Below are 23,370 nucleotides of genomic sequence, written 5' to 3' on the forward strand. Positions count from 1 at the left end.
GAGCAAGACTATGAGCAAGCAGGAACCACGCGGCTTTCAGCTGCCGCGTCGGCGTTTTGTGCAGGGATTGGCGCTGGGTGGCGTAGCCGCTGGGCTGGGACTTTGGCGTGGCAATGCGTTGGCTCAGGCGGTAGCGCCGCGCGCCGAGCTGCGCGGCAACTACTTCGAGCTGGAGATCGGCGAGCTGCCGGTGGATTTCACCGGGCGCAAGCGCATCGCCACAGTGGTGAACGGGCAGTTGCCGGCGCCCCTGCTGCGTTGGCGGCAGGGTGATACGGTCACTCTGCGCGCACGCAACCGCCTGCGTGTGCCCAGCTCCATTCATTGGCACGGCATCGTGTTGCCGGCAGACATGGACGGGGTCCCCGGCCTCAGCTTCGATGGCATACCGCCGGGCGGGGAGTATGTCTATCGCTTCACCGTGAATCAGGCGGGTACGTACTGGTACCACAGCCACTCACGCTTTCAGGAACAGACCGGTCTCTACGGCCCCATCGTGATCGAGCCGCGTGATGGCGAGCGCCACGCGGTGGACCGCGATTACGTCGTGCTTTTGAACGACTGGACCGACGACGACCCCGAATCCATCTACGCCAACCTGAAGAAGCAGAGCGACTACTACAACTTCGGCCAGCGGACGGTCGGCGATTTTCTGCATGACGCCGGGCGCGACGGTATTTCCGGCGCGCTCGCTGATCGCCGGATGTGGAACCAGATGCGGATGAATCCCACCGATCTGGCCGACGTCTCCGCTGCCACCTACACCCATCTCGTCAACGGCCAGACGCCGGTGGGCAACTGGACGGGCCTGTTCAGCGCCGGCGACAAGGTTCGGCTGCGCTTTATCAATGGCGCGTCGATGACGTTCTTCGACGTGCGCATACCCGGCCTGAAAATGACTGTGGTTGCCGCGGATGGGCAGGCCATCGAGCCAGTCACGGTCGATGAGTTCCGCATCGGTACGGCGGAAACCTATGACGTGATCGTCGAGCCTTCCGCCGATCGTGCGTGGACCATCTTTGCCCAGAGCATGGATCGGACGGGCTATGCGCGTGCCACTCTCGCGCCACACGCTGGCATGTCGGCGGAGGTGCCCCCGCTCGATCGACGGCCACTGCTGAGCATGGGCGACATGATGGGGGCGATGGATCACGGTGGCATGTCGCACGACATGCCGGGTATGGCCATGCCGGGTATGCCGATGGAACCTGCGCATGGTGCATTTCCGCTGAAAACCGGCCCCGAAGTGGATATGCGTGTGGCCACGCCACGCGGCAATCTCAATGACCCAGGTGTGGGGTTGCGCGACAACGGTCGCCGCGTGCTGACGTACGCCGACCTTCATGCCGTCGATGCGCCGATTTCGCCGCGCGTGGATCGAGAAATCACCCTGCGACTCACCGGCAACATGGAGCGTTACCTGTGGTCGTTCGACGCCAAGCGCTTCTCGCAGGCCGAGCCGTTGCGGCTTCGCTACGGCGAGCATGTGCGCGTAGAGCTGGTGAACGACACCATGATGACCCACCCGATTCACCTGCATGGCATGTGGAGCGAGCTGGAATCACCGGATGGTGGCTTTCAGGTGCGCAAGCACACCGTCGTGGTGCAGCCGGCTCAACGCATCAGTTATCGGGTGAGTGCGGATGCGCTGGGGCGTTGGGCGTATCACTGCCATTTGCTCTACCACATGGAGGCCGGCATGTTCCGCGAGGTGGTGGTGGCATGAGCAGGCAGCTTCGTTTCAGTATTGCGCTGGTGCTGGCCTTCAGTTCGCCGGCATGGGCGCAGAGTGCGGATATGCAGGGTATGCCGGGCATGTCGATGTCGCACTCGCACGCGGATCATGAAGATCACGCCGATAAAGCGGCAGCGCAGCCGGCCACACACGACGCATCAGCGCACGACCACACGTCCATGGATCACGCCGGGCATGACATGTCCTCCATGGATCAGCAGGTGTTGCCGCCCAACGATCACGTTGCACCACTACCGCCGAAATACGTCATGCATGACATGACGCCATCGCAGATGGCAGACGTCATGCAGATGGACGACGCCGCACCCATGGGCATGCTGCTATTCGACCGCCTGGAGCGCAGCCGCAGCACGGCGGGTGATTACGCCACCAGCTGGGAGGCGGAAGGCTGGTGGGGCACGCCGCTCAACCGCGTGTGGCTGAAGACCGAAGGCGAGCGTGGCAGCAACGGCACCCAGGATGGACGCGTGGATGTGCTGTGGAGCCATGCGTGGACCAGGTTCTGGGATTGGCAACTCGGAGCACGCCAGGATTTCGGGCGGGGGCCGAAGCGTCAATGGGCAGCTGTCGGCGTACAAGGTCTCGCACCCTACTGGTTCGAAACGCAAGCGACGTTTTATGTGGGCGAGCAAGGGCGTACGGCGCTTCGGCTGGAAAGCAGCTACGACATGCTATTCACGCAACGCCTGATTCTCACACCCAAGGTGGAGCTCAACTTCTACGGCAAGGACGACCCGCAGCGCGGCATCGCTTCCGGACTATCAGAGCTTGAGGCAGGCCTGCGACTGCGTTACGAGTTCAGCCGCAACTTTGCGCCGTATATCGGTGTGAATTGGACGCGGCGTTGGGGAAGCCACAGTGACGTGCTGGGTGCACCCGAAGTGCATGCGCGCGAGACGACGTGGTTGGCCGGTGTGCGACTTTGGTTCTGAGGAGACTCAACATGAAGTTCATCGTGATTGTGCTGACGAGTCTGTTGCTGCTGGTGTTGTCTGCCGCGGCGTTTGTGTGGTCAGGTGCCTACGATATCGCGGCCGATCGGCCCCACTGGAAATTCACCGAACATGTGGTCGACGTGTTGCGAGAGCGCTCCATCGAGCGCAGGGCGAGTGGCGCGACCATTCCTGATTTGGATGACCCACAGCGTATTCGTCGCGGTGCTGAGCATTACGCCGAGATGTGTACGGCATGCCATCTCACGCCGGGTATGCACACGACGGAGCTGCGGCAGGGTCTCTACCCGCAGCCGCCGGACCTTTCAAAGCATGGCGTGCATGATGCTGCAGAGGCGTTCTGGGTGATCAAGCACGGCGTCAAGCTCACCGCGATGCCGGCGTGGGGACGCAGCCATGACGATGCGGCCATCTGGGACATGGTGGCCTTTGTGCGCCAGTTGCCGAAGATGGACGAGGCACAGTTTGAGGATATGGCCGGCTCAGCGGGGGATGATGGTCATGGGGGTGGGCATGAGCATCATCACCATGAGGGCAGTGCGGACGATGATCACGATGGCGACCATGATCACGATATGTCTGGGCATGATGCGCACTGAGTTGGCTTGAAGCTGCTGTCGTGCAGCGCGCATGACTGTGAAGCGTGCTTGCTTATCTACTGTCACCCCGGCGAAGGCCGGGGTGACGGTTCACATGGAACGGAGAGGCGAGCATCCGCCCATCGCCCGAACCCTCTCCTCGCTCATCAAAGTCGCGTCCCCGGAAGGAGCAAAACACTGGTACCCAGAAGGACCGTGTTGCTGCTCACCTCACGGCAGGACGGCAAAATCAGTAAGCAACAGTAATCCGCTGCTTCAGCGTATCGTTCTTCTCAACCCGGTCAAGCAAGGCGACAGCGTAGTCAGCCACGCTGATATGACTCTTGCCATCGGCATCAACCAGCAACTGATCGCCACCCACACGGTACTTGCCCGTGCGCGCGCCATCCTCAAGCAACGCCGCCGGACTGATATACGTCCAATCAAGATCCGCCTTGCTACCGCGGAAAGCATCGAGTGCCTTGGCCTGGCCGGCGGCTTCCGGCTTCCACGCGTCGGGGAAGTGCGGATCGTCGATCACGCGCACGCCCGGGGCGGTCTCCAGTGAACCGGCACCGCCAACCCACACAAGACGCTTCACGCCGGCGCGGGGCAGGTTGTCCAGCAAGGTGCGTGCATTGTTCGGAATGGCGTCGGGTGTACCGTCGCGGCGGGCGGAAAGGCTAGCGACCACCGCATCAGTGCCACGCACCGCATCCACCCACGTATCGGGTTGAGAGACATCGCCGGTGACCACTTTCAGGTGCGGGTTGGCAGTCGTCAGGCGCGCCGGGTCGCGCACGATGGCGGTGACGTCATAACCGCGGGCAAGGGCTTCGTCGAGGATGGCGTGGCCGACATGGCCGGTGGCGCCGAACAGGGCGAGTTTCATGGGTGTGCTCTCCAGCAGGGGGTAGATGGGACTGGCGAGAAGCATGCGCCACTCGTTGATGCAGATAAACGCACCAAACGGGAATTCACTGTAAAGTTTAGCTTGACAGTGAGGTACGCCATGGCAACAGAAGTCAATCTCAACCGGCTGGCAGTGTTTGTGGCTCTGGTGCGGGCAGGGTCGTTCACGGCTGCCGCCGAAACGCTGGGCATGACCAAGGCGATGGTGAGTCAGCACATCGCGAAGCTGGAAAGCGAGCTGGGCGTCACCCTGGTGTCGCGCAGCACCCGACGCATGACGCTTACCGAAGCAGGCGCCACGTTCCACACAGCGTGCGTCGGCATACTTGCTGAGGCCGAGGCCGCTATTGAGCAAGTGGGGCGCAATCAGGAGAAGCCCAGCGGTACGCTTCGGCTCACTGCCACGGGGGATTACGGCACAGCCATCGTTGCGCCGGCGCTCGCTGAATTCATGCGCGCCAATCCCCAGCTACAGGTGGATCTGGTGCTTACCGACCACATGAGCGACCTGATCGCCGAGCGTTTCGATCTTGCCATCCGCATGGGGTGGCTGCGTGATTCCAACCTGCGCTCGGCACGGCTCAGTAGTTTCCGTCAGTTGCTGGTGGCCGCGCCGAGCTATCTTGCGCAACATGGCAAGCCGCGAAGCCTGGGTGATTTGCCGGGGCATGACTGGGTAGCGCTTACCCTGCTTTCATCGCCATTGCGCTGGACTTTCACCGCACCCGATGGCTCCCGCCGAACGGTACGTATGCGCGCGGTAGCGCAAGCCAACAACGTGGCAGCAGCCCATGCGTTGGTACGCCATGGCGCAGGTGTGAGCGTGCTGCCGGACTATCTGGTCACCGACGATATCCGCGAAGGCCGCTTGACTGTGCTGCTGGCGCAATACAGCTTGCCCGTTTGTGGCATCTACGCCGTCTACCCGGGACGTCAGCCGCCAGCCAAAGTGCGCGCCTTCATCGACCACCTGCGGGCCACGTTGGCCGCGCAGTCGTAAAGCGCTACTCAACGATGTTGTGGCTCTCCGCCGTACCCAGCAATTCGGGCTGCGTGGGCGTGCCCTGTTGGCGACTGAGTAGGGGATGGATGAAGACGGCGGCCAAGATGACCGCAACGCCCGCGTAAAACCATCCATCCAGCTGGCGCTGCTCGCCCAGCAGCACGATCGCAAGCACGATCGCGTAGACGGGTTCCAGGTTGGTCACCATCTGCGTGCCGAACGCGCTCATATGGCGTAGCGCGACCAGTGCCAGCGCAAACGGCAGCAAGGTGCAGCCGAACGACAGCAGCACCAACAGAGCGGCGTCGTGCGCGCTTGGCAGCACAAAGGCAGGGCCGATGTGCGGCAGCAAGGGTGCCAGCAGGGTCAGGAACAGCGTGCCCGTACCCAGTTCCAGGCAGGTCACCGTGAGCGGGTCGGCGTGTTCCACCATGCGCTTGTTGAAGGCGCCGAACAGCGCCACCAACAGCGCCGACACCGCGCCCACGGCAATGCCTGCTCGCATATCCACCGGCACGCCGCCCACCACCATGGCCACACCGGGCACCACGGCGACGCCAATTAGCAACTCACGCGGGTCGAACTTGCGTCGCGCGATCCACGGTTCCACCAGCGACAGGAAGACAGGCCCCAGAGCGATGCAGGTCGCCGCGACCGACGCATTGGCCAGCTTGATGGCGGCATAGAACGTCAGCCAGTGCAGCGACACCAGTACGCCGATGCCTGCATAAGCCCATCGCAAGCGGGCGGGCATGGCCTTCAACCCTCGCCACACCTTGGGCATCAACAGCAGCGCCGCCGACACCAGCAACATGCGCCACCACACCAGGGGCAGTGCGGGCAGGGTGATCAACTTGCCAAGGATGGCGGTGAAGCCCCACAGCAGAACGCAGAAGTGAATCTGCCAGCGGGCTTTGGCGACGGGCTGCATGGAGGGACATCGAGAAGAGGGCCACGCATTCTACCGTCGCCGCCCGCTGCGTGGTGCCAACGACCCCGGTCGTCCTTGGACTGGGCTGGTCTTCTGGCACACTGCGAGGGTTGTTTCCAAGGAGAGGGAGAATCTATGCGTACGCGTTGGCGGCTGGTTTGGTGGATGGCTCTGGTGCCGGTGCTTGCCGGCTGTTCGCATAAACAGGAAGCGAAGCATGCGCCGGTCGCGGGTGAAACATCCAAAGCTGGCGCCATGCTGGCTTACGAGCATCATCTGAGCGTCGAGCTGCCGACTGCACAGATCCCTGATCGATTGGCGGCGACGCGTGAAGCATGCGATACGGCCCGCTTCGGCGCGTGCAACGTGCTTCGCCTTGAACAGAGTGAGCAGCGCGGCCTGCTGGTGGTGCGGGTGGTGCCTTCTGGTGTTGAGCCCCTTTCGGCCTTGGCCGCGCAAGGTGGCACCGTGGCCTCGCGAAGCACCTCGGCGGAAGATCTGGCCGATGCGGTGCATGACAATGAGCGGCAACTGAAAGAGCTCGACGCGTATGCCCACCGGCTGGATGAGCTAGCGCAGCGCAAGGATCTGGCGGTCAGCGACCTGATTTCGCTCAATCACGAACGCGCACAGGTGCAGACGCAACGCGAGGCCCTGCAGAACACCGCCGCACAGCAGCAGCGGCGCATCGATACCAATCTGCTGGAGATCCGCTTCAGCGACTCTGAAGCCAATTCGCGTGGTCATCGCCTGGGCATGACCTTTACGCAACTGCTGGATCAGCTGGTCGATGGCGTCCGCGACGCGCTTTCGCTGTTGGCCTACGGCATTCCGTTTCTGCTGCTGGCCTTTCCGGTGGGGCTGGCATGGCGCTGGGCGTGGCGACGGTTTATTCGGCGGCCGTCCAGAAGTACGCCTTGAGGTGTCGCTCTCGCGGTGCCGCGCGTGAATCGCAGCACCGCGAGAGAACCGGATTAGTGCGGTGCCTTGGCCTCACGCACCGGGATATTGACGCTGCACAGGTCGATCTTGCCCACCGGGCGGCGGTAGAAGTCGTCCTTGCGGTGGCGCTTGGCATCCACCAGCGCAGCAAAGGTGGCGCTGTCGGTGCGGAGCACCTCGACATGTGGCCGTTGATCGGGCGCCAGTTCGGACGCCAGACGTACCGAGCGGATGGATACCCGTTGCTCGGGTTTCTCATAGAAGCCCAGCGGGCCCGCGCCACGCGGAAGGCCGGAGAGATGCTCCATGCCCTGCAGCACGCGACCGACCACCGCGAGGTTGCGATCCAGTGCGCGGGGCGCCTGGCCGATGACGGTGTACAGCTCACTGCCGCTGCCCGTCTGCGGGTCGATATCACGCCCCACGCCCACCATGCCGTAGCAGTGCGTCAGCCACTCTTCGCCACTGGCCTTGTCGCGGCCCACGGGAAACCCTTCGGAGAAACCCACTTCCGGGGCGTAGATGTCGCCATCCGGCAGCGACGCAAAAGGAATCCCCGTATCGAGGCTGCGCGTGTATTCCGGCGGCAGCGTGGCCTTGGCGGTGCCGAGTGACTTGAGCTTGTTCTTGTCGCCGTTGTCGTCGCTTTCGGGGTCGCCCCATTGCGTGACGAAATTGTCCTGCACGCGCACGATGGCCAGCCCGTCGTAGTAGTGCTCGCGGGCAAGCGTGCGGATGTTGGTGACGTGCAATGGCGTGAAGTCCGGCGCTAGTTCAATCAGCACCTGGCCTTGCGGCAGCTGCATCACCAGCAGGCTCTGCGGGTCGGGCGTGCGCCACTCCTGAGCTTGCGACTTAGCCAACAACTCCTTGGGAGTCGGTGTGTGAGCCGGCGAAGCATCGTCGGCCATGGTGGCAGCGGGCAAAACGATAGCGAGCGCCATGGCGGCGGCGAGGCAGTGGCGTAGCAGCATGAGACCTCCGGTGTCGAAAGTCCGCACGTTAGCAGAGCAGGCATTCTCACTGGGCGCCGCGACCGGTGACTATTTCATGGCCCGGGCGAGCACGGGCGGTCCGGCTTCTCTACAATGCCGCCCCTTTGCCGTTTGCCAGCCCCGATCCATGGACATTGTCGTCAACGAAGAACTCAAGGCCTATATCGACCCGCTCACCCCTGACGAGCATGAGGCGCTGGAACGCAGCCTGCTAGCAGAAGGCTGCCGTGATGCGCTGGTGCTATGGGGCAATATCCTGGTCGACGGCCATAATCGCTTTGGCATTTGCCAGACGCACAACCTGCCGTTCCAGACTGTGCAAAACACGCGCTTCCAGTCCATGGAAGACGTGCACCTGTGGATGATCGAGCAGCACTTGGGTCGTCGCAGCGTGTCGGATTTCCAGCGTGGCGTGTTGGCATTGCGCAAGCGCGAGATTCTGTCAGCGCGTCGCAGCGCCAAGGAAGCCGTGGAGATGGTGCCGGTTCCGGCCACCGAAGAGGCCGCACCAGAGGCGGCTGAGCAGGTCGCCGACGTACCGCGTGCCAAGCCCCGGGCCGAAGCCTTGCCCAGCCGCCAGGAGCTGGCGCGCGAGGCCCGCCTGAGCAACAGCCAGGTGGTGGCGATCGAGAAGATCCAGAAACAGGCCGCGCCCGAGGTGGTTGCCGCGGTGAAGTCCGGCACGCTGTCGATCAATGCAGCAGCAGCCGTGGCAAGCCTTCCCGAGGACGAGCAGCGAGCGGCCGCCGTTGCCGGTGGCGACGAGCTCAAACAGGCCGCCAAGCGTGTGCGCGAGTCGCGCCGCCGGCCACCCAAGGAGCAGGACCCCGGGCAAGAGGACGATCTGCCGACCTTGCGCAAGCGCGTAGCCCAATTGACTGCGGAAGTCGCCGAACTGACTGCAGAGAACGATGCCCTCAAGCAGCAACTGGCGCGCTGGCAAAGGCCGGAAGAATGATGCCGGAACCTGCACCCTTCACGTCGCGTTGATGCGCCAAACGGCACCAAGCAGCGTCGAAGGAGGGAGCCGCTATGTGGCGAACGCTGATGATGGCTGTGGCACTGCTCGTTCCGCTTAGCGGATACGCGCAGACCGTCCGGCTCTGGCCCGGCAAGGCGCCGGGTTCGGAGCAGTGGACGCAAAAAGAAATAGCCGAGCAAGGCACGCCGCTCGGTACGGTGATCATCAATGTGGTGACTCCCACCTTGACGGCCTACCTGCCCGAGCCGGGCAAGGCAACGGGAGTCGGCGTCGTCATCGCGCCTGGCGGTGCTTTCGTTGCGCTGGCCGTCGATATCGAGGGCAACGATGTTGCGCGCTGGCTGCAGAGCCATGGCATCGCCGCGTTTGTGCTCAAGTACCGCACTGTCGAGAAGCGCCAGGAAGGCATTCCCGACATGAATATGGATGAGGTAAGCAAGTACGGGATGGCCGACGGCATCCAGGCCATCAAGGTCGTTCGGCAGCACGCGGTGGCATGGGGCGTATCTCCCGACAAGGTCGGCATGGTGGGTTTCTCTGCAGGGGCCATGGTGGTGAGCGGCGCCTTGCTTCAACCGGATGCCGCTGCGCGCCCCAACTTTGCCGGGCTGATCTATGGTGGTCCGTTCGGTGTCATGCCGACCATTCCCGCCAAACTGCCGCCGATTTTCATGGCGTGGGCACAGGACGATCCCGTCGCAGGGAGCGCGGTGGTCAAGTTCTACGAGGCTTTGAAATCCGCCGGCCATAAACCCGAGGTGCACATCTACAGCGCGGGTGGTCATGGCTTTGGCATGCGCAAGCAAGGCACCAGTAGCGATCACTGGATAGACGACTTCCATGCCTGGTTGCTGGCACAGGGGATGGTCAGGAAAACGCCGGAGACGCACGCGCCTTAAGGATTCCGTGGCGATCTGTGGGAACATCCCACGTCGACGGCACCTGTCGGCGAGGCATTCGCATGATTGAGTTCAAGGGCATGCTCTCCCTCTACGCTGGCGAGAGCCTCATGGGTGGGCGGGACCGCATCGAGCTGCTGGCGAAGATCGGCGAGCTGGGCTCCATTGCAGCGGCTGCGCGGGCGGTCGACATGAGTTACAAAGGCGCGTGGGACGCAGTGGACGCGATGAACAACCTCGCCCATGAGCCGTTAGTGTTACGCGCCGTGGGTGGTCGCAGCGGTGGTGGCGCGCAGCTGACGCAGCGGGCATGGCGTTTGATCGAGATGTTTCGCGCCATCGAAGCGGAGCAGCAGCGGTTGGTGGTTCAGTTGAGTTCCGATGAGCTGGCGACACACGACGACATCGAACTGGTGAGGCGATTCATGATGAGAACGAGCGCGCGCAATCAGCTGGCCGGCACTGTGGTGGCGGTCGAAAGTGGTGCAGTCAACGATGTGGTGACGTTGGCGATTCAGGGTGGGCAGCGCATCGTGGCCACGGTGACCAGCGAAAGCACCCGGAGTCTGGGGCTGGCGCCCGGCAAGCAGGCGTTTGCGCTGATCAAGGCTTCATCCGTGCTTATTGGCTTGCCCGGCGACGCCATGCGCCTGTCGGCACGCAATCAGCTGGCGGGAACCATCGCCAAGATCACTCACGGTGCGGTGAATGCCGAAGTGGCTATTCAATTGCCAGGAGGCAATGTCATCGTGGCGATCGTGACCGAGGCAAGTGCTGATGAGTTGCAACTGTCCGAAGGCCTCGCGGTCGTCGCCATCATCAAGGCATCGAGCATCATGATGGCAACCATCGATTGATCGCGAGAGACCCCGTTCATGCAACGGCCGTCCCTGGCCAGCGTGCCTAGAACTTGTAAGTAATCATCAGGCGGTTATAGGTAAACGACTCATTGCCGGGGTTGAGATTGTTGATGCCGCCGGTAGAGCGCTCCCAGCGATTGCGCAGGGTCAGCCCCTTCAGATAGTCGTCCAGGCTGTAGATGATGTCGAAGTAGACGTTGTGGCTGGTGCCGCGCAGGTCGGTGGAGTATTTGGCATAGGCAGCCACCAGCTGCAGCTTCTTGTTGAAGAAGTTGTAGGTGGCACGGGCCTTCCACGCATGTCCAGGACCTTCCTCGACCAGGCCGCGAATCATCGATGTGGTGAACAGCGGGTCGGTGGCGTAGTTGGTGGTGTAGGGGGAGATGAGCGCGCCATCGCCTACCGCCCCGGACTGGTGCGCCAATTTGTTGTAGGCGACATCAATCTTGCCGTCGAAAACGGACGTGCCGAGGTCTACGCCCCATGCCTCACTGCGCACGCGGCTACCCGCCACGCCAAAGAGCTTGGTGTGCGTGTCGACCAGGACATTGTCGCCACTGCTGTTCTGCTTGAGGTACTGCACCGACGCGAACGGATTCAAAGGGGTTTCGGTTTTCAGCGTATAGGTGCCGTCCACGTAACCCATGCGCGCGAAATCTAGAAAATCGTAGTACCACAGCTGGCCCTTGAAGGCCTCGTTGGCGTAGGTCGTGCCTGCGGCCCAGGTGCCACGGAAGCGCTGAGACGTAGCCGGTAGCGAGCCATTGTTGCCGTACATCTGGTCGCCATCAAACGTGGACGGGTAGTACAGGTTGTCTCGAAACATGCCGATCGACGTGCGGCTCTTCCAGCTATACGTACGGATGCCAATAAGGTTCCAGCCAGTGAGCGGTGTGATGGTGGCGCTGATGGCGTTGTACGAAGAGGGGATGACACGCGAGTCGTTCTTTCCCATCCATGGCGTGTCGAGGTATTGATAGCCGCCGCGCAACAATAGCCATGGGTTGCCGAACTGCAGATACGCCTGACTGAAGGCGCCGATGGATTGATGCGGGCCCATCAGCGATACGTCGATCTTGGCCACGTCACTCGATTGCGTGCCGAGCGAATTCGCCGTTGCGAATGAGCCACCCACGCTGAAGCCGCCGAGAAACGGGCCAGTCTGCGCATTGATCAGCGCCGCCAACGAAAAGGCATGGGCGTCCGGCGTCTTGTCGGTGTCGTAGAGACGGCTGAAGTAATACGCGCGTAGCTCGCCGTCGGCATGGCCGTTGGTGAATATATCGTCGAGGCCCGTGTTGTCCGCATGGGCAACCGGCATAAGTGCAGGCAACAGCGCACTGACGGCAACAGCGAGAAGTTTCTTCTGCATGGCCTACCTCTGGTGAAGTGACAGAAGGTGAGCGCGGGCATCCGCAACCTCCCCGGGTTGCGCCGCGCGTTGAACACTTGGCATCGAAGGGCTGGCCTGCTCCCGCCACCCCTGACGAGCAAGCGCTATATATCAGACTATATAGCGACGGCGACATGATCTCGTAGCGACCTGATGCCGCTAAAGCCTGGGGTCACGCAAAGACTTGCGACGGGAAGCGCCAGCCACACGTGGTCCCGTATGACTGGCGGCCTCTCAAGGAGGGGCGGGGTTGCCCGACGTCAGGCGTCCAGCGCCACCGATGCCTCGGAGGTCAGCATCAGGAAGGTAAACGTCTCCTGCAGGTAGAGCCGAACCTCGCTGTCGGTATGGCTCAGGTAGCCGATGGATATGTCCTGGCCAAGGTGCAAGGCAAAGTCGCCGCCTCGTGTGCTGAGCACGAAGCCGCCTTTGATGGCAGGAGCCCACACGATGTCGCCATCCACCAGATGCTGGATATCGCGCAGCACGGGATAGCCTTCCTCCGTGGCGCCGCTGACGGCGGTGTAAGGCTGCTCACCCAGCAACAGCGTGTAAGGCCCGTTGACCCCCGCACGCCGCAATTGGCTTACTGCTTGCGCCACCGCCGCAGGGTAGTGGTCCACATCAGAGGGGAGCGCCATCACGGTGTTGCTGGTGCCTTGACGGATGCCTTGTATCCCTGCCGGGGCATAACCCTCGAACACGGCGCGATCCTCCGCCAGTGCGAGTTTGCGGGCGGCATCCTTCAGCGGTTGCAGGTCCGGATCCTGAGCACCCCATTCCACCGAGTCGAGCGCCTGCCGCGACAGAGCGAAAGGCACGCGAAGCTGCATAAGCGGCGTCACCTCGTGCTGTGCAGCCTGAATCCCTTCATCGGGATTCGCGATCTGCCGCAGATGGCCCGTGCCGACTGCGCTGTAGTCGGCGCCTTTCGGACCGATGACATCCACGACGCGCCGCGCTGCCATATGGCGCTTGAGCGTGCGGCATGCCTCTTCTTCGATGAGCTCCCACGCCTTTTCGGAGATCGGCGCCAATTTCCGGTGAAGGTTATTCATTTGCTGATGCTCCTTTTAGCGAACCGATGCCGAGCGAGCCATCGGCGGGTGGCTTGGGAGATTCGGATGATGGCGCCGTGGCAGGTCCGTCCGATGACAGGCCACGGCCCGATGGCGCAGCGTCGTCCACGGAGACGTTTTCCAGGAAGGTCGCCGACGGCACGAAGAACAAGGTGCCTGTGACGGCCCTGCTGTGATCGAGCAGCCGGTCGTAATTGCCGGGAGGGCGACCGACGAACATGTTGATCAGCATCTGCTCAATGCGATGCGGCGACTTGGCATAGCCAATGAAATACGTGCCGAACTCACCCTTGCCGGTATCGCCAAATGGCATGTTGGCGCGAACGATTTCCAGCTCTTCACCGTTCTCCACGATGCTCGTCAGCGCGTTGTGCGCATAAGACGGTTTCACCGCATCGTCCAGTTCGATATCCGACAACTTGGTGCGGCCGATGATGCGTTCCTGCTCCTCCACCGGCACGTTGTTCCAGCTCGGCATGTTGTGCACATACTTCTGCACAATCACGTAGCTGCCACCGGCAAAGCCCGGGTCTTCGTCGCCGATGAGGGTGGCATCGAGGGCATCCTGATCCACCGGGTTCTCGGTGCCATCGACAAAGCCGATCAGGTCGCGATCATCGAAATACTTGAAGCCCTTCACCTCGTCCGATGAAGCAACGGCGTCGCCGAGCTTCGCCATGATCTGGGTGGCGAGTTCAAAACACAGATCCATCCGCATCGCGCGAATGTGAAAGAGCAGGTCGCCCGGTGTGGCAACGGCGTGGTGCTGGCCTTTGATTTCACGGAAGGGATGCAAATCCGCCGGCCTGGGTTCTCCAAAGACCCGATCCCAGGCAGCCGAGCCAATCGCCATGACGCACGACAGGCGTCCTTCGAGATCACGAAAGCCTACGGCGCGCAGCAGCCCGGCAAGGCCGTTGCACAAGGCGCGGACGGCTTGGGCATGCTGTGACTCCGACTTCAGCGTCACCACAAGAAAAATGGCAGACGGGGTGAGTTTCGCCGTTACCGGCTGTGGAATAGCAGAGGGCACGCTCCATTCCTCACTCTTGGGGTCCCCTGAGTGTAGTCGCGGCTCCTCGCATTTCGAAAGCGTGTTTGGGGGATGAGCTTGTAAGCGCGGGTCGCCATCTTGTCGCATGCTAGAGTTTTCGCGGTTGTGAAAAGCCTGTTCGCGATGGCACCACGCCGCCGTTACAAACTTCCCGCCGTGATGAGTGAGGCACGACCTATGGATCGCCTGGAGGCCATGAAGATCTTCGTCGCGGCGCTGGATGAAGGGAGTCTTGCCGGCGCAAGTCGAAAGACCGGGCGTTCCGCGGCGGCCGTGAGCCGGGCCATTGCTTATCTGGAAGCGCATGTGGGCGTGCCGCTGCTGCACCGGACCACGCGATCCATCAAGTTGAGCGAGGCGGGTGAGCGTTATGCTGCGGCCTGTCGCAAGGTGCTGATGGATCTGGAAGAGGCCGACCGCAGCGCAGCGGGCGAGCGCTCCGTGCCACGCGGCACCTTGACCATCACCTCGACCATGTTCATCGGTGTGGAGATCCTGAGGCCCATCGTGGATGCCTTCATGCAGGAATATCCCACGGTCAATGTGCGGCTCTACCTGTTGGAGCGACCAGTCAACCTGATCGACGAAGGCATGGACCTGGCATTGCGCGTGACGCCCCTGGGGGATTCGTCGCTGGTTGCGCATCCTATTGGCGAAGCAAGGCGGGTGATTGTGGCGTCGCCTCGCTATCTCGCCACCCACCCACGCATCGCAGAACCCGCGGACCTCAGTAAGCACCAGATCATCGCCATGTCGCATCTGGGGCAGGATTCGTGGGCCTTTCCACCGCTGGATGGCTCCAGCGTGCCGCGCTCCGTGTCGTTTACGCCTCGCCTGGTGGTCAACAATGTGCGCGGTGCGGTTGCATCAGCGGTGGATGGCCATGGTGTAACGCGCTTGCTCGCCTATCACGTTTCGCCGGAAATCAAGCAAGACTTGCTGCAGATATTGCTAGCCGATGTCGAGCCGGCGCCGCTGCCGGTGAATATCGTGACGCCGTACGGAAGGTTGGCCGTACCCAAGGTACGAGCCTTTGTCGATTTCGCCGTGCCGCGTTTGCGGGCGCGCTTTGCCACTCTAGCCAAGGAAGCGGAAACACCGCCGAATGCCCCGATTCTTCCGCGGCGCGGAAGAATGTCTGCCGGATAGCGTGGATTCGCTAAGTCGTCTCGTGCTCCTAGATTGAAGGTGTCGGCGCCACAGGCCCGATCAGCACACGCTGAACCACCTTCATCCATGAGCGAGACAGACCATGAACAACCAGCAGAAAGTCGCCATCATCACCGGTGCATCCCAGGGTATCGGCGCGGGCCTCGTCAAGGCATTCCGTGACCGCAACTACCGTGTGATCGCCAACTCCCGTTCCATCAAGCCATCCAACGATCCCGACGTGATCGCGGTGCCGGGCGACATCGCCGATCGCGCCGTGGCCGACCGCATCGTAAAGGAAGCGCTGACGCGCTTTGGCCGTATCGATACGCTGGTCAACAACGCGGGCATCTTCATGGCCAAGCCTTTCACCGCGTATAGCGCTGAAGACTATGCCAGCAACCTGTCGGTGAATCTCACTGGTTTCTTCAACATCACCCAGCTTGCCATCGCTGAAATGGCAAAGCAGGGCAGTGGCCATGTCGTCAGCATCACCACCAGCCTGGTGGATCACGCGATTGACGGCGTGCCGTCGGTGCTGGCCTCGCTGACCAAGGGCGGCCTCAATGCGGCCACCAAGTCGCTGGCCATCGAATACGCCAAGCGTGGCGTGCGCGTGAACGCCGTGGCACCGGGCGTCATCAAGACCCCGATGCACGCACCGGAAAGCCATGCCGCGCTCGCCGGACTGCATCCGGTGGGGCGCATGGGGGAAATCTCCGATGTTGTGGACGCCGTGCTGTATCTCGATGGCGCCGGTTTTGCGACGGGTGAGGTGCTGCATGTCGACGGCGGCCAGAGTGCCGGTCACTGAACTGCGATGGGGTGGGCACCAGGCTCACCCCCCAATCATCGAGGAGAGCGTTATGCCTATCGTGAACATCAAGATTACCCGTGAAGGTACGGGGTCCGGCCGGAACGCAGCCACTGCCGAAGAGAAGGCCGCCTTGGTCAAAGGCGTCGGTCAGTTGTTGCTTGACGTGTTGCACAAGCCGCTCAACGCCACCATCGTGGTGATCGAAGAGCTGGACGTGGAGAACTGGGGTTGGGCGGGTGTGCCTTTGCCCGAATTGCGCAAGCAGCAGAGTGAGTAAGCCTAAGTGCCGCGGTTGCGTGGAGATGCTACGCAACCGCGGCTGCACGCAACTTATGCCAATGTGATGGCCACATCGATATTGCCGCGCGTCGCCTTAGAGTAAGGGCAGGTCTGGTGGGCGAGTTCGACCAGGGTCTGCGCGACGACACGGTCCAGGCCCGGCAGGCTGACGTTGAGGCGGGCCTGCAGGAAGTAGCCTTTCTCCGGCGTGTTGCCCAGATCCACTTCCGCCGCAACGGCGGCATCCTGGGGGAAACGGGCGCCAATGGTCTGGGCGGCCTTCTGCATGGCGCCAATGAAGCAGGCAGACCAGCCCGCGGCAAACAGCTGCTCGGGATTGGTGCCCGCGCCGTCAGAGCCCGGTACCGAGAGCTTGACGTCCAGCCGGTTGTCACTGCTGCGCGAAGCGCCGTTACGGCCACCGGTGGTGAGGGTCTTGCCGGTGTAAAGAATGGTGTTGTTCTGCGACATGGTAAGTTTCCTTGGGAATGGGCCGGGCCAGCGATGGGGTGGGAGCTGCTGGTCGGTGTGCATAGGAAACCGTGGCGCTGTATCGCGGGTGTGTCTCCGATGGGGCGCAAAGGCATCGCAATGTGTCACCGGCAGGGAGGGATACGTTTCGATACAAACGTCCTCACCTTCCGCCAGCTGTGGCACCCGGCGTTGCTACAAACGGATACAAAAAGCCGGCAGCGCGGACACGTCCGGGACAAGCGGCAGCGGTTTCATGGTTGCCACAGCGGCGCATGGTGACGCCGCGTCTGACCCACGAGGCAAGAACCATGTTTTCATTCCGAATCCTTGCAGCCACCGCCGTGATCGGTGCCGCGCTGGCGGCTTCCTGGCCCGGCGCGTGGAGCGATGCCAATGCACAAGGGGCGTCCACGCCCGCTAGGGCCCCGGAGCTGAGTGGTGCCACAGGCTGGCTCAATGGGCCCCCGCAATCGCTCGACGCGCTGCATGGCAAGGTGGTGCTGGTGGAGTTCTGGGCGCGCGAGTGCATCAACTGCATCCACGTGTTGCCGCATACCAAGGCCTTGCATGACAAGTACGCCAAAGACGGGCTGGTGGTGATTGGCGTCCACACGCCGGAACTCGATGAGGAGCGGAGTGTGTCCAGCCTGCAGGCGGCCATCCGTCAGTTCCAGATCGACTGGCCGGTAGCCATCGACAATGATTACCGCATCTGGAATGCCTACCGAAACCAGTACTGGCCGGCCATCTACCTTATCGACCGTAACGGCCGTCTGGTATACAGCCACTTTGGCGAAGGGAACTACGATGAAACCGAATCGCGCGTTCGCCAGTTGCTCGGGCAGGCGCCCTGACGCGTCAATGCAACCTCAGGGATAACGTCATGGATCATGTTGAGCACATTCTCGTCGTCGATGACGACCACGACATTCGCACCGGTGTGGTCGACTACCTGCGAAAGAATGGCCTTCGCGCCGATGCGGCAGTGGACGGTCGCGATATGTTTGCCAAGCTCGAGGCGTCGGCGTTCGATCTGGTGGTGCTCGACATCATGATGCCGGGCGACGACGGTCTGGTGCTGTGCCGTACCTTGCGCAGTGGCAAGCATCGCGCGCTACCGATCCTGCTGCTCACGGCGCGAGACGACGAGACCGACCGCATCATCGGTCTGGAAATGGGCGCGGACGACTATGTGGTGAAACCGTTCTCACCACGTGAACTGCTGGCGCGCATCAAGGCGGTGATTCGCCGTACCCACATGCTGCCGCCTAACCTGCGCATCACCGAAACCAGCGATGAGCTGTCGTTCGGCCGCTGGCGCCTTAACACCACGGCCCGCCACCTGATGGATGAGGACGGCACCATCGTGGCGCTGAGCGGTGCGGAGTTCCGTTTGCTGCGAGTATTCCTGGATCATCCGCAACGCGTGCTGTCGCGCGATCAACTGCTCAACCTTACCCAGGGCCGGGATGCGGAGTTGTTTGATCGTTCCATTGACTTGCTGGTAAGTCGCTTGCGCACGCGATTGGGCGATGGCGCCAAAGAACAGTCGTATATCAAGACCGTGCGCAGCGAGGGTTACGTGTTTTCCATGCCGGTGACCGTGCACGGAAACCTCTCATGAGCCGTACGTCACCGCGCTGGCTGCCGCGCAGCATGGCGTCGCGTCTTTACCTGATCATTCTTGCCGGGCTGATGCTGGCGCAGGGGCTTTCTTTAGCGTTGCTGCTGTACGAGCGTTATCAAAGCACCACCGCGGTGATGCTCAACACGGTGGAGCATGACGTGGGCACCTCGGTAGCTGTGCTCAATCGACTGCCTGCCGAGGAACGCGCGAGCTGGCTCGGCCGGCTGCAACGCGACAATTACCGCTATCTGCTGGGACCCGGGCAACCGGGCACGCCGTTGATCTCGGAGCGTTCGCGCGAAGTAACGCGGCGCATTGCGAAGGAGGTCGGTCCTGATTTTCAGGTGCATGCCGACACCATCTCCACGCAGCCTGAGCGCTATCAGGTGCACTTCACCCTGCACGACGGGACGCCGCTCACCCTCGAAATTACCCCACGCCTGACGCCGGTCGCACGGTGGCTGCCGTTTGTGCTGGTGCTGCAGGTGCTACTGCTGTTGTTGTTCACCTGGCTCGCGGTACGCCTGGCTACGCGCCCGCTTACCCGCCTCTCCCAGGCCGTGGAAGCGATGACGCCGACCGCGGATGGGCCAAAGATGAGCGAGGAGGGGCCCACCGAGGTCGCCCAGGCGGCGGTGGCCTTCAATACGATGCAGGAGCGCATCGGGCGACACCTGAAGGAGCGCCTGCACATCCTCGCGTCGATCTCACACGACTTGCAGACGCCGATCACGCGCATGCGGCTTCGCGCTGAATCACTGGAGGAGGGCGAAGATCGGCAGAAGATTCTCGGCGACCTGAAAGCCATGGAGCACTTGGTGCGCGAAGGCGTGGCCTATGCGCGCAGCGCGCACGGGGGCGCGGAGACCCCGGTGCGTGTCGATATATCCGCGCTGTTGGAGAGCATGGTGTTCGATTACCAGGACGTGGGGCGTCCGGTATCGCTTTCGACCACGGTCAGCGGCAGCGCCATGCTTCGGCAGCAGGCCTTGAAGCGCGTGCTGGGCAACCTGATCGACAATGCCATCAAATACGGCGGTGCTGCCGAAGTCAGTGCTTGGCGAAACACTGAGGGCGGGTTGTGCATCGCCGTCGCCGACCGCGGGCCCGGCATTCCCGAAGATGAGCTTGAGCAGGTGCTGCAACCGTTCTATCGCCTCGAGGCATCCCGCAATCGTGACACCGGTGGCTCTGGCCTTGGGTTGGCGATTGCCACGCAGCTGACGCGCGCCATCGGCGGAGAACTGACCCTCGCCAACCGCGAAGGTGGTGGTCTGACGGCATTGATGGTTTTGCCCTGATAGGAAGCGCGAAGCAGGACGGGCAGTAGCCAGTGGACTTGTGACATCTTCACGCGATCTTCGCATGTCGAACGTGCTTGCATGGCGTGCGCGCTAGCCTGGCCCAAACGGTGTCAGCTGACCTGGCGCGGGGCAAGTCGACGTCACCTGAGCCGCTGTCATCGGCAGCCGCCTCCGGCAATCTGTGCTACCTTTTTGACCACGCGACGATGCCGTTTCCGCCGCGATCACGGAAGTTTTCGAGCCACGTCCACCGCCCTCCAGCGGGCGGTATGTCCAGCCAGATTTTCCGGGAGCACCTTCGATGGCACTTACCCGCCGCGAATTCATCAAGTTCACTGGCCTAGGTCTGGCAGCATCGAGCCTTGGTGTGCTCGGCTTCGGACCATCAGGGGTGGCGCAAGCCGCTGCCGTAAGGCCCTTCAAGCTCACCCGCGCCACCGAGACCCGCAACACCTGCACCTATTGTTCGGTGGCCTGCGGCATTCTGATTTACAGCATGGGTGACCATGCTAAGAATGCGCGCTCCAACATCATCCATATCGAAGGCGACCCGGATCATCCGGTAAACCGCGGCACGCTGTGCCCGAAAGGCTCGGCCCTGCTCGATGTGGTGCACGCGCCCACGCGACTGAGGATGCCGCGCTATCGTTCGCCGGGCGGCACCGAGTTCAAGGAAGTGTCCTGGGATTTCGCCCTGGACCGCATCGCCAGGCTGATGAAGGACGATCGCGACAAGAACTTCATACCCAAGAACGCCGCTGGCACGACGGTGAACCGCTGGACCACCGTCGGCATGCTGGCTGCGTCGGCATCGTCCAACGAAACCGCGTACCTCACCTGGAAGGTGGCGCGCTCCCTCGGCATGGTGGTGTTCGACAACCAGGCGCGTGTCTGACACGGACCGACGGTGGCCAGTCTGGCCCCATCATTCGGTCGCGGTGCGATGACCAACACCTGGCAGGACATCAAAAACGCCAACGTCGTCGTCGTCATGGGTGGCAATGCCGCCGAAGCGCACCCGTGCGGATTCAAATGGGTGATCGAGGCGAAGATCGAAAATGGCGCCAAGCTCGTGGTCATCGATCCGCGCTTCACGCGCACGGCCTCGGTGGCCGACTACTACGTACCCATCCGTCCGGGCACGGACATTGCGTTCCTCAATGGCATCATCCGCTATCTGCTGGAGAAAGACGCCATCCAGCACGAGTACGTGCGCGCGTACACCAACGCCAGCCTGATCGTGAAAGACGGCTTTGCCTTCCAGGATGGCCTGTTCAGTGGCTACAACGAGGAAACGCATAGCTACGACAAATCCAGCTGGGACTACGAACTGGACGACAAGGGGTTCGCAAAGAGCGACGACACCTGGCAGAACCCGCATTGCGTGATCAATCTGCTCAAGCAGCATGTGTCCCGCTATACGCCAGAGATGGTTTCCCGCATTTGCGGCACGCCGCAAGACAAGTACCAGCACGTGTGCGAGCTGTTCGCCAGTACCTCCGCGCCCGACAAGGCGCTGACCAGCTTGTTCGCGCTGGGCTGGACTCAGCATTCGGTGGGTTCGCAGAACATCCGCACCATGGCCATGGTGCAGTTGCTGCTGGGCAATATCGGTGTGGCCGGCGGCGGCATGAATGCGTTGCGCGGGCATTCCAATATTCAGGGGCTGACTGACGTTGGATTGCTCTCCAACCTGATGCCGGGTTACCTCACCTTGCCCAACGACAAGGAAACCAGCTTCGACGAGTACATGAAGACGAAGCTGTTCAAACCGCTGCGTCCGGGCCAGACCAGCTACTGGCAGAACTACCGCAAGTTTGTGGTCAGTCTGCAGAAGGCGCTGTACGGCGACGCAGCCACCCAGGAGAACAGTTGGGCCTATGACTTGCTACCCAAGCTAGACATACCGCTGTACGACATCATCAAAGCGTTCGAGATGATGAACGCAGGGCAGATGAATGGCTACATATGCCAGGGCTTCAATCCACTGCAGGCGTTCCCGGATCGCGGCAAGATCCGCCGCGGCTTGAGCAAGCTGAAGTTCCTGGTGACGATGGATCCGCTGGATACGGAAACCTCGCGTTTCTGGCAGGACTTTGGCCCGCAGAACCCGGCCAAATCCGCCGAGATCCAGACCGAAGTATTCCAGCTGCCGACTACCTGCTTTGCCGAAGAGAACGGCTCGCTGGTCAACTCGGCACGCTGGCTGCAATGGCATTGGAAAGCAGCCGATGGTCCTGGTGAGGCAAAGTCGGATATCTGGATCATGAGCGGCATCTTCCATCGCCTGCGCGAGATGTATCGCAAGGAAGGCGGTGCGTTCCCGGATCCCTTGCTCAACATCACCTGGAAATACACCGATCCGGTGAATCCGGATCCGGAGGAACTGGCCAAGGAAATGAATGGCCGCGCGTTGGCCGATCTCACCGACCCGGCCACCGGTGCGGTGACCAAAGCAGGCACGTTGCTCGATGGCTTCGCTCAGATGCGTGACGACGGCACGACGGCGTCGGGTTGCTGGATCTTCTCAGGCAGCTTTACCGAGAAGGGCAACCAGATGGCGCGCCGTGATGCCACCGATCCACGCGAGCAGGGCATCGCGCCGAACTGGGCGTGGGCATGGCCGGCCAATCGACGCATTTTGTACAACCGCGCCAGCGCCGACCCGGATGGCAAGCCTTGGAATCCCGCTAAACCGGTCATCTCATGGAACGGCAGCCGCTGGGTGGGTATCGATGTGCCCGACTATGGCCCCACCGTGAAGCCCTCTGACGGCGTCGGTCCCTTCATCATGAACGCCGAAGGTCTGGGGCGATTGTTCTCGCGCGATCAGATGAGCGACGGTCCCTTCCCCGAACACTACGAGCCGTTCGAATCACCGGTCGAAAACGTGCTTCATCCCAAGGTGAGCAACAACCCGGTGGCGCGCGTGTTTGAAGGTGATCGTGCTGCATTTGGCAGTCCAAAGAACTTCCCATACGTGGCGACCACCTATCGCCTCACTGAGCACTTCCATTACTGGACCAAGCATGGGTTGATGAACGCGGTGCTGCAGCCGGAAGAGTTCATCGAGATCGGCGAGGTGCTGGCGAAGGAGAAGGGCATCGAGCAGGGCGGCTGGGTCAAAGTGACCTCCAAGCGCGGCGAGGTGGTGTGCAAGGCCTATGTGACCAAGCGCATCAAGCCGCTGTCGGTGGATGGCAAGCCGACGCACGTTATCGGCGTGCCCATCCACTGGGGCTTCACCGGTCAGGCCAGGAAGGGCTACGGCGCGAACACGCTGACGCCATCCGTCGGTGACGCCAACACCCAGACACCCGAGTTCAAGGCGTTCCTCGTCAACGTGGAAAAGACCAGCGCGCCGGTAGCGGCCTGAGGGGACA

The 23,370-nt window shown here is 62.2% G+C and carries 23 protein-coding genes; 16 read left to right on the forward strand and 7 right to left on the reverse strand.

What is annotated here, in order from left to right; genetic code table 11:
- Positions 1-10 precede the first annotated feature (10 nt).
- From AC0GUR_RS02305 to AC0GUR_RS02315, 3 genes are read left to right on the forward strand one after another with little or no spacing between them, the layout of a single operon-like run.
- Positions 11-1,726, forward strand: coding sequence for a copper resistance system multicopper oxidase (locus tag AC0GUR_RS02305; protein WP_472875849.1), 1,716 nt, complete (start codon positions 11-13; stop codon positions 1,724-1,726).
- The gene (locus tag AC0GUR_RS02310) at positions 1,723-2,688 is read left to right on the forward strand and encodes a copper resistance protein B (protein ID WP_472875850.1); all 966 of its coding nucleotides are present in this window, start codon (positions 1,723-1,725) and stop codon (positions 2,686-2,688) included. Before AC0GUR_RS02305 ends, AC0GUR_RS02310 begins: the two co-directional genes overlap by 4 nt.
- An 11-nt stretch (positions 2,689-2,699) precedes the next feature.
- Positions 2,700-3,308, forward strand: coding sequence for a c-type cytochrome (locus AC0GUR_RS02315; protein WP_472875851.1), 609 nt, complete (start codon positions 2,700-2,702; stop codon positions 3,306-3,308).
- Between the two features lie 229 nt (positions 3,309-3,537).
- Here AC0GUR_RS02315 and AC0GUR_RS02320 read toward each other — a convergent pair whose 3' ends face one another.
- Complete coding sequence (locus AC0GUR_RS02320) at positions 3,538-4,224, reverse strand: NAD(P)-dependent oxidoreductase (protein WP_472875852.1); 687 nt, start codon at positions 4,222-4,224, stop codon at positions 3,538-3,540.
- A 75-nt stretch (positions 4,225-4,299) separates the two neighbouring features.
- Here AC0GUR_RS02320 and AC0GUR_RS02325 point away from each other — a divergent pair, with 75 nt between their 5' ends.
- Complete coding sequence (locus AC0GUR_RS02325; RefSeq protein WP_472875853.1) at positions 4,300-5,199, forward strand: LysR family transcriptional regulator; 900 nt, start codon at positions 4,300-4,302, stop codon at positions 5,197-5,199.
- A gap of 4 nt (positions 5,200-5,203) precedes the next feature.
- On the opposite strand, the gene AC0GUR_RS02330 is transcribed toward AC0GUR_RS02325, so the two are convergent.
- Positions 5,204-6,133, reverse strand: a complete 930-nt coding sequence (locus tag AC0GUR_RS02330; protein ID WP_472875854.1) for a DMT family transporter — start codon at positions 6,131-6,133, stop codon at positions 5,204-5,206.
- A 135-nt stretch (positions 6,134-6,268) separates the two neighbouring features.
- Here AC0GUR_RS02330 and AC0GUR_RS02335 point away from each other — a divergent pair, with 135 nt between their 5' ends.
- Positions 6,269-7,054: a DUF4349 domain-containing protein gene (locus tag AC0GUR_RS02335; RefSeq protein ID WP_472875855.1), complete on the forward strand. Its 786-nt coding sequence runs from the start codon at positions 6,269-6,271 to the stop codon at positions 7,052-7,054.
- Between the two features lie 53 nt (positions 7,055-7,107).
- Here the strand turns inward: AC0GUR_RS02335 and AC0GUR_RS02340 are convergent, their stop codons facing one another.
- On the reverse strand, positions 7,108-8,049 hold the full coding sequence (locus tag AC0GUR_RS02340; protein WP_472875856.1) for a peptidylprolyl isomerase: 942 nt from the start codon (positions 8,047-8,049) through the stop codon (positions 7,108-7,110).
- Between the two features lie 148 nt (positions 8,050-8,197).
- Between AC0GUR_RS02340 and AC0GUR_RS02345 the strand changes: the two genes are divergently transcribed.
- The 3 genes from AC0GUR_RS02345 to AC0GUR_RS02355 all read left to right on the forward strand — a co-directional run bounded on the left by AC0GUR_RS02345 (position 8,198) and on the right by AC0GUR_RS02355 (position 10,808).
- Entirely contained in the window at positions 8,198-9,028 is an 831-nt protein-coding gene (locus tag AC0GUR_RS02345; RefSeq protein WP_472875857.1) for a plasmid replication/partition related protein, read from the forward strand.
- Between the two features lie 74 nt (positions 9,029-9,102).
- A complete protein-coding gene (locus AC0GUR_RS02350) occupies positions 9,103-9,951 on the forward strand; it encodes an alpha/beta hydrolase (protein ID WP_472875858.1) in 849 nt (282 codons plus the stop codon).
- A 62-nt stretch (positions 9,952-10,013) separates the two neighbouring features.
- The gene (locus AC0GUR_RS02355; protein WP_472875859.1) at positions 10,014-10,808 is read left to right on the forward strand and encodes a TOBE domain-containing protein; all 795 of its coding nucleotides are present in this window, start codon (positions 10,014-10,016) and stop codon (positions 10,806-10,808) included.
- A 46-nt stretch (positions 10,809-10,854) separates the two neighbouring features.
- Here AC0GUR_RS02355 and AC0GUR_RS02360 read toward each other — a convergent pair whose 3' ends face one another.
- The 3 genes from AC0GUR_RS02360 to AC0GUR_RS02370 all read right to left on the reverse strand — a co-directional run bounded on the left by AC0GUR_RS02360 (position 10,855) and on the right by AC0GUR_RS02370 (position 14,316).
- Positions 10,855-12,183, reverse strand: coding sequence for a hypothetical protein (locus tag AC0GUR_RS02360; RefSeq protein ID WP_472875860.1), 1,329 nt, complete (start codon positions 12,181-12,183; stop codon positions 10,855-10,857).
- A gap of 281 nt (positions 12,184-12,464) precedes the next feature.
- Positions 12,465-13,262, reverse strand: coding sequence for a family 1 encapsulin nanocompartment shell protein (locus tag AC0GUR_RS02365; protein WP_472875861.1), 798 nt, complete (start codon positions 13,260-13,262; stop codon positions 12,465-12,467).
- On the reverse strand, positions 13,255-14,316 hold the full coding sequence (locus tag AC0GUR_RS02370; RefSeq protein ID WP_472875862.1) for a Dyp-type peroxidase: 1,062 nt from the start codon (positions 14,314-14,316) through the stop codon (positions 13,255-13,257). Before AC0GUR_RS02370 ends, AC0GUR_RS02365 begins: the two co-directional genes overlap by 8 nt.
- Positions 14,317-14,514: 198 nt before the next feature.
- On the opposite strand from AC0GUR_RS02370, the gene AC0GUR_RS02375 reads away from it, so the two are divergent.
- The 3 genes from AC0GUR_RS02375 to AC0GUR_RS02385 all read left to right on the forward strand — a co-directional run bounded on the left by AC0GUR_RS02375 (position 14,515) and on the right by AC0GUR_RS02385 (position 16,580).
- Positions 14,515-15,486 carry a LysR family transcriptional regulator gene (locus AC0GUR_RS02375; RefSeq protein WP_472875863.1) on the forward strand — a complete coding sequence of 324 codons (972 nt, stop codon included), beginning with the start codon at positions 14,515-14,517 and terminating at the stop codon, positions 15,484-15,486.
- Positions 15,487-15,589: 103 nt separating this feature from the next.
- Entirely contained in the window at positions 15,590-16,300 is a 711-nt protein-coding gene (locus tag AC0GUR_RS02380; RefSeq protein ID WP_472875864.1) for an SDR family NAD(P)-dependent oxidoreductase, read from the forward strand.
- Positions 16,301-16,352: 52 nt separating this feature from the next.
- Positions 16,353-16,580 carry a tautomerase family protein gene (locus AC0GUR_RS02385; protein ID WP_472875865.1) on the forward strand — a complete coding sequence of 76 codons (228 nt, stop codon included), beginning with the start codon at positions 16,353-16,355 and terminating at the stop codon, positions 16,578-16,580.
- 53 nt (positions 16,581-16,633) lie between these two features.
- On the opposite strand, the gene AC0GUR_RS02390 is transcribed toward AC0GUR_RS02385, so the two are convergent.
- Positions 16,634-17,053 (reverse strand): organic hydroperoxide resistance protein, encoded by a 420-nt coding sequence (locus tag AC0GUR_RS02390; protein ID WP_472875866.1) that lies wholly within the window; start codon positions 17,051-17,053, stop codon positions 16,634-16,636.
- Positions 17,054-17,364: 311 nt separating this feature from the next.
- On the opposite strand from AC0GUR_RS02390, the gene AC0GUR_RS02395 reads away from it, so the two are divergent.
- From AC0GUR_RS02395 to fdnG, 5 genes are all read left to right on the forward strand, one after another.
- Positions 17,365-17,910 (forward strand): redoxin domain-containing protein, encoded by a 546-nt coding sequence (locus tag AC0GUR_RS02395; RefSeq protein ID WP_472875867.1) that lies wholly within the window; start codon positions 17,365-17,367, stop codon positions 17,908-17,910.
- Between the two features lie 29 nt (positions 17,911-17,939).
- Positions 17,940-18,680, forward strand: a complete 741-nt coding sequence (locus AC0GUR_RS02400; RefSeq protein WP_472875868.1) for a response regulator — start codon at positions 17,940-17,942, stop codon at positions 18,678-18,680.
- Positions 18,677-19,984, forward strand: coding sequence for a sensor histidine kinase (locus AC0GUR_RS02405; RefSeq protein WP_472875869.1), 1,308 nt, complete (start codon positions 18,677-18,679; stop codon positions 19,982-19,984). Before AC0GUR_RS02400 ends, AC0GUR_RS02405 begins: the two co-directional genes overlap by 4 nt.
- A gap of 304 nt (positions 19,985-20,288) precedes the next feature.
- Positions 20,289-20,882 (forward strand): hypothetical protein, encoded by a 594-nt coding sequence (locus AC0GUR_RS02410; protein WP_472875870.1) that lies wholly within the window; start codon positions 20,289-20,291, stop codon positions 20,880-20,882.
- Positions 20,883-20,894: 12 nt separating this feature from the next.
- Positions 20,895-23,363: a formate dehydrogenase-N subunit alpha gene (fdnG, locus tag AC0GUR_RS02415; RefSeq protein WP_472875871.1), complete on the forward strand. Its 2,469-nt coding sequence runs from the start codon at positions 20,895-20,897 to the stop codon at positions 23,361-23,363.
- Positions 23,364-23,370: the final 7 nt, after the last annotated feature.

The organism is Dyella sp. PARNA 12/25 (genome assembly GCF_055702865.1).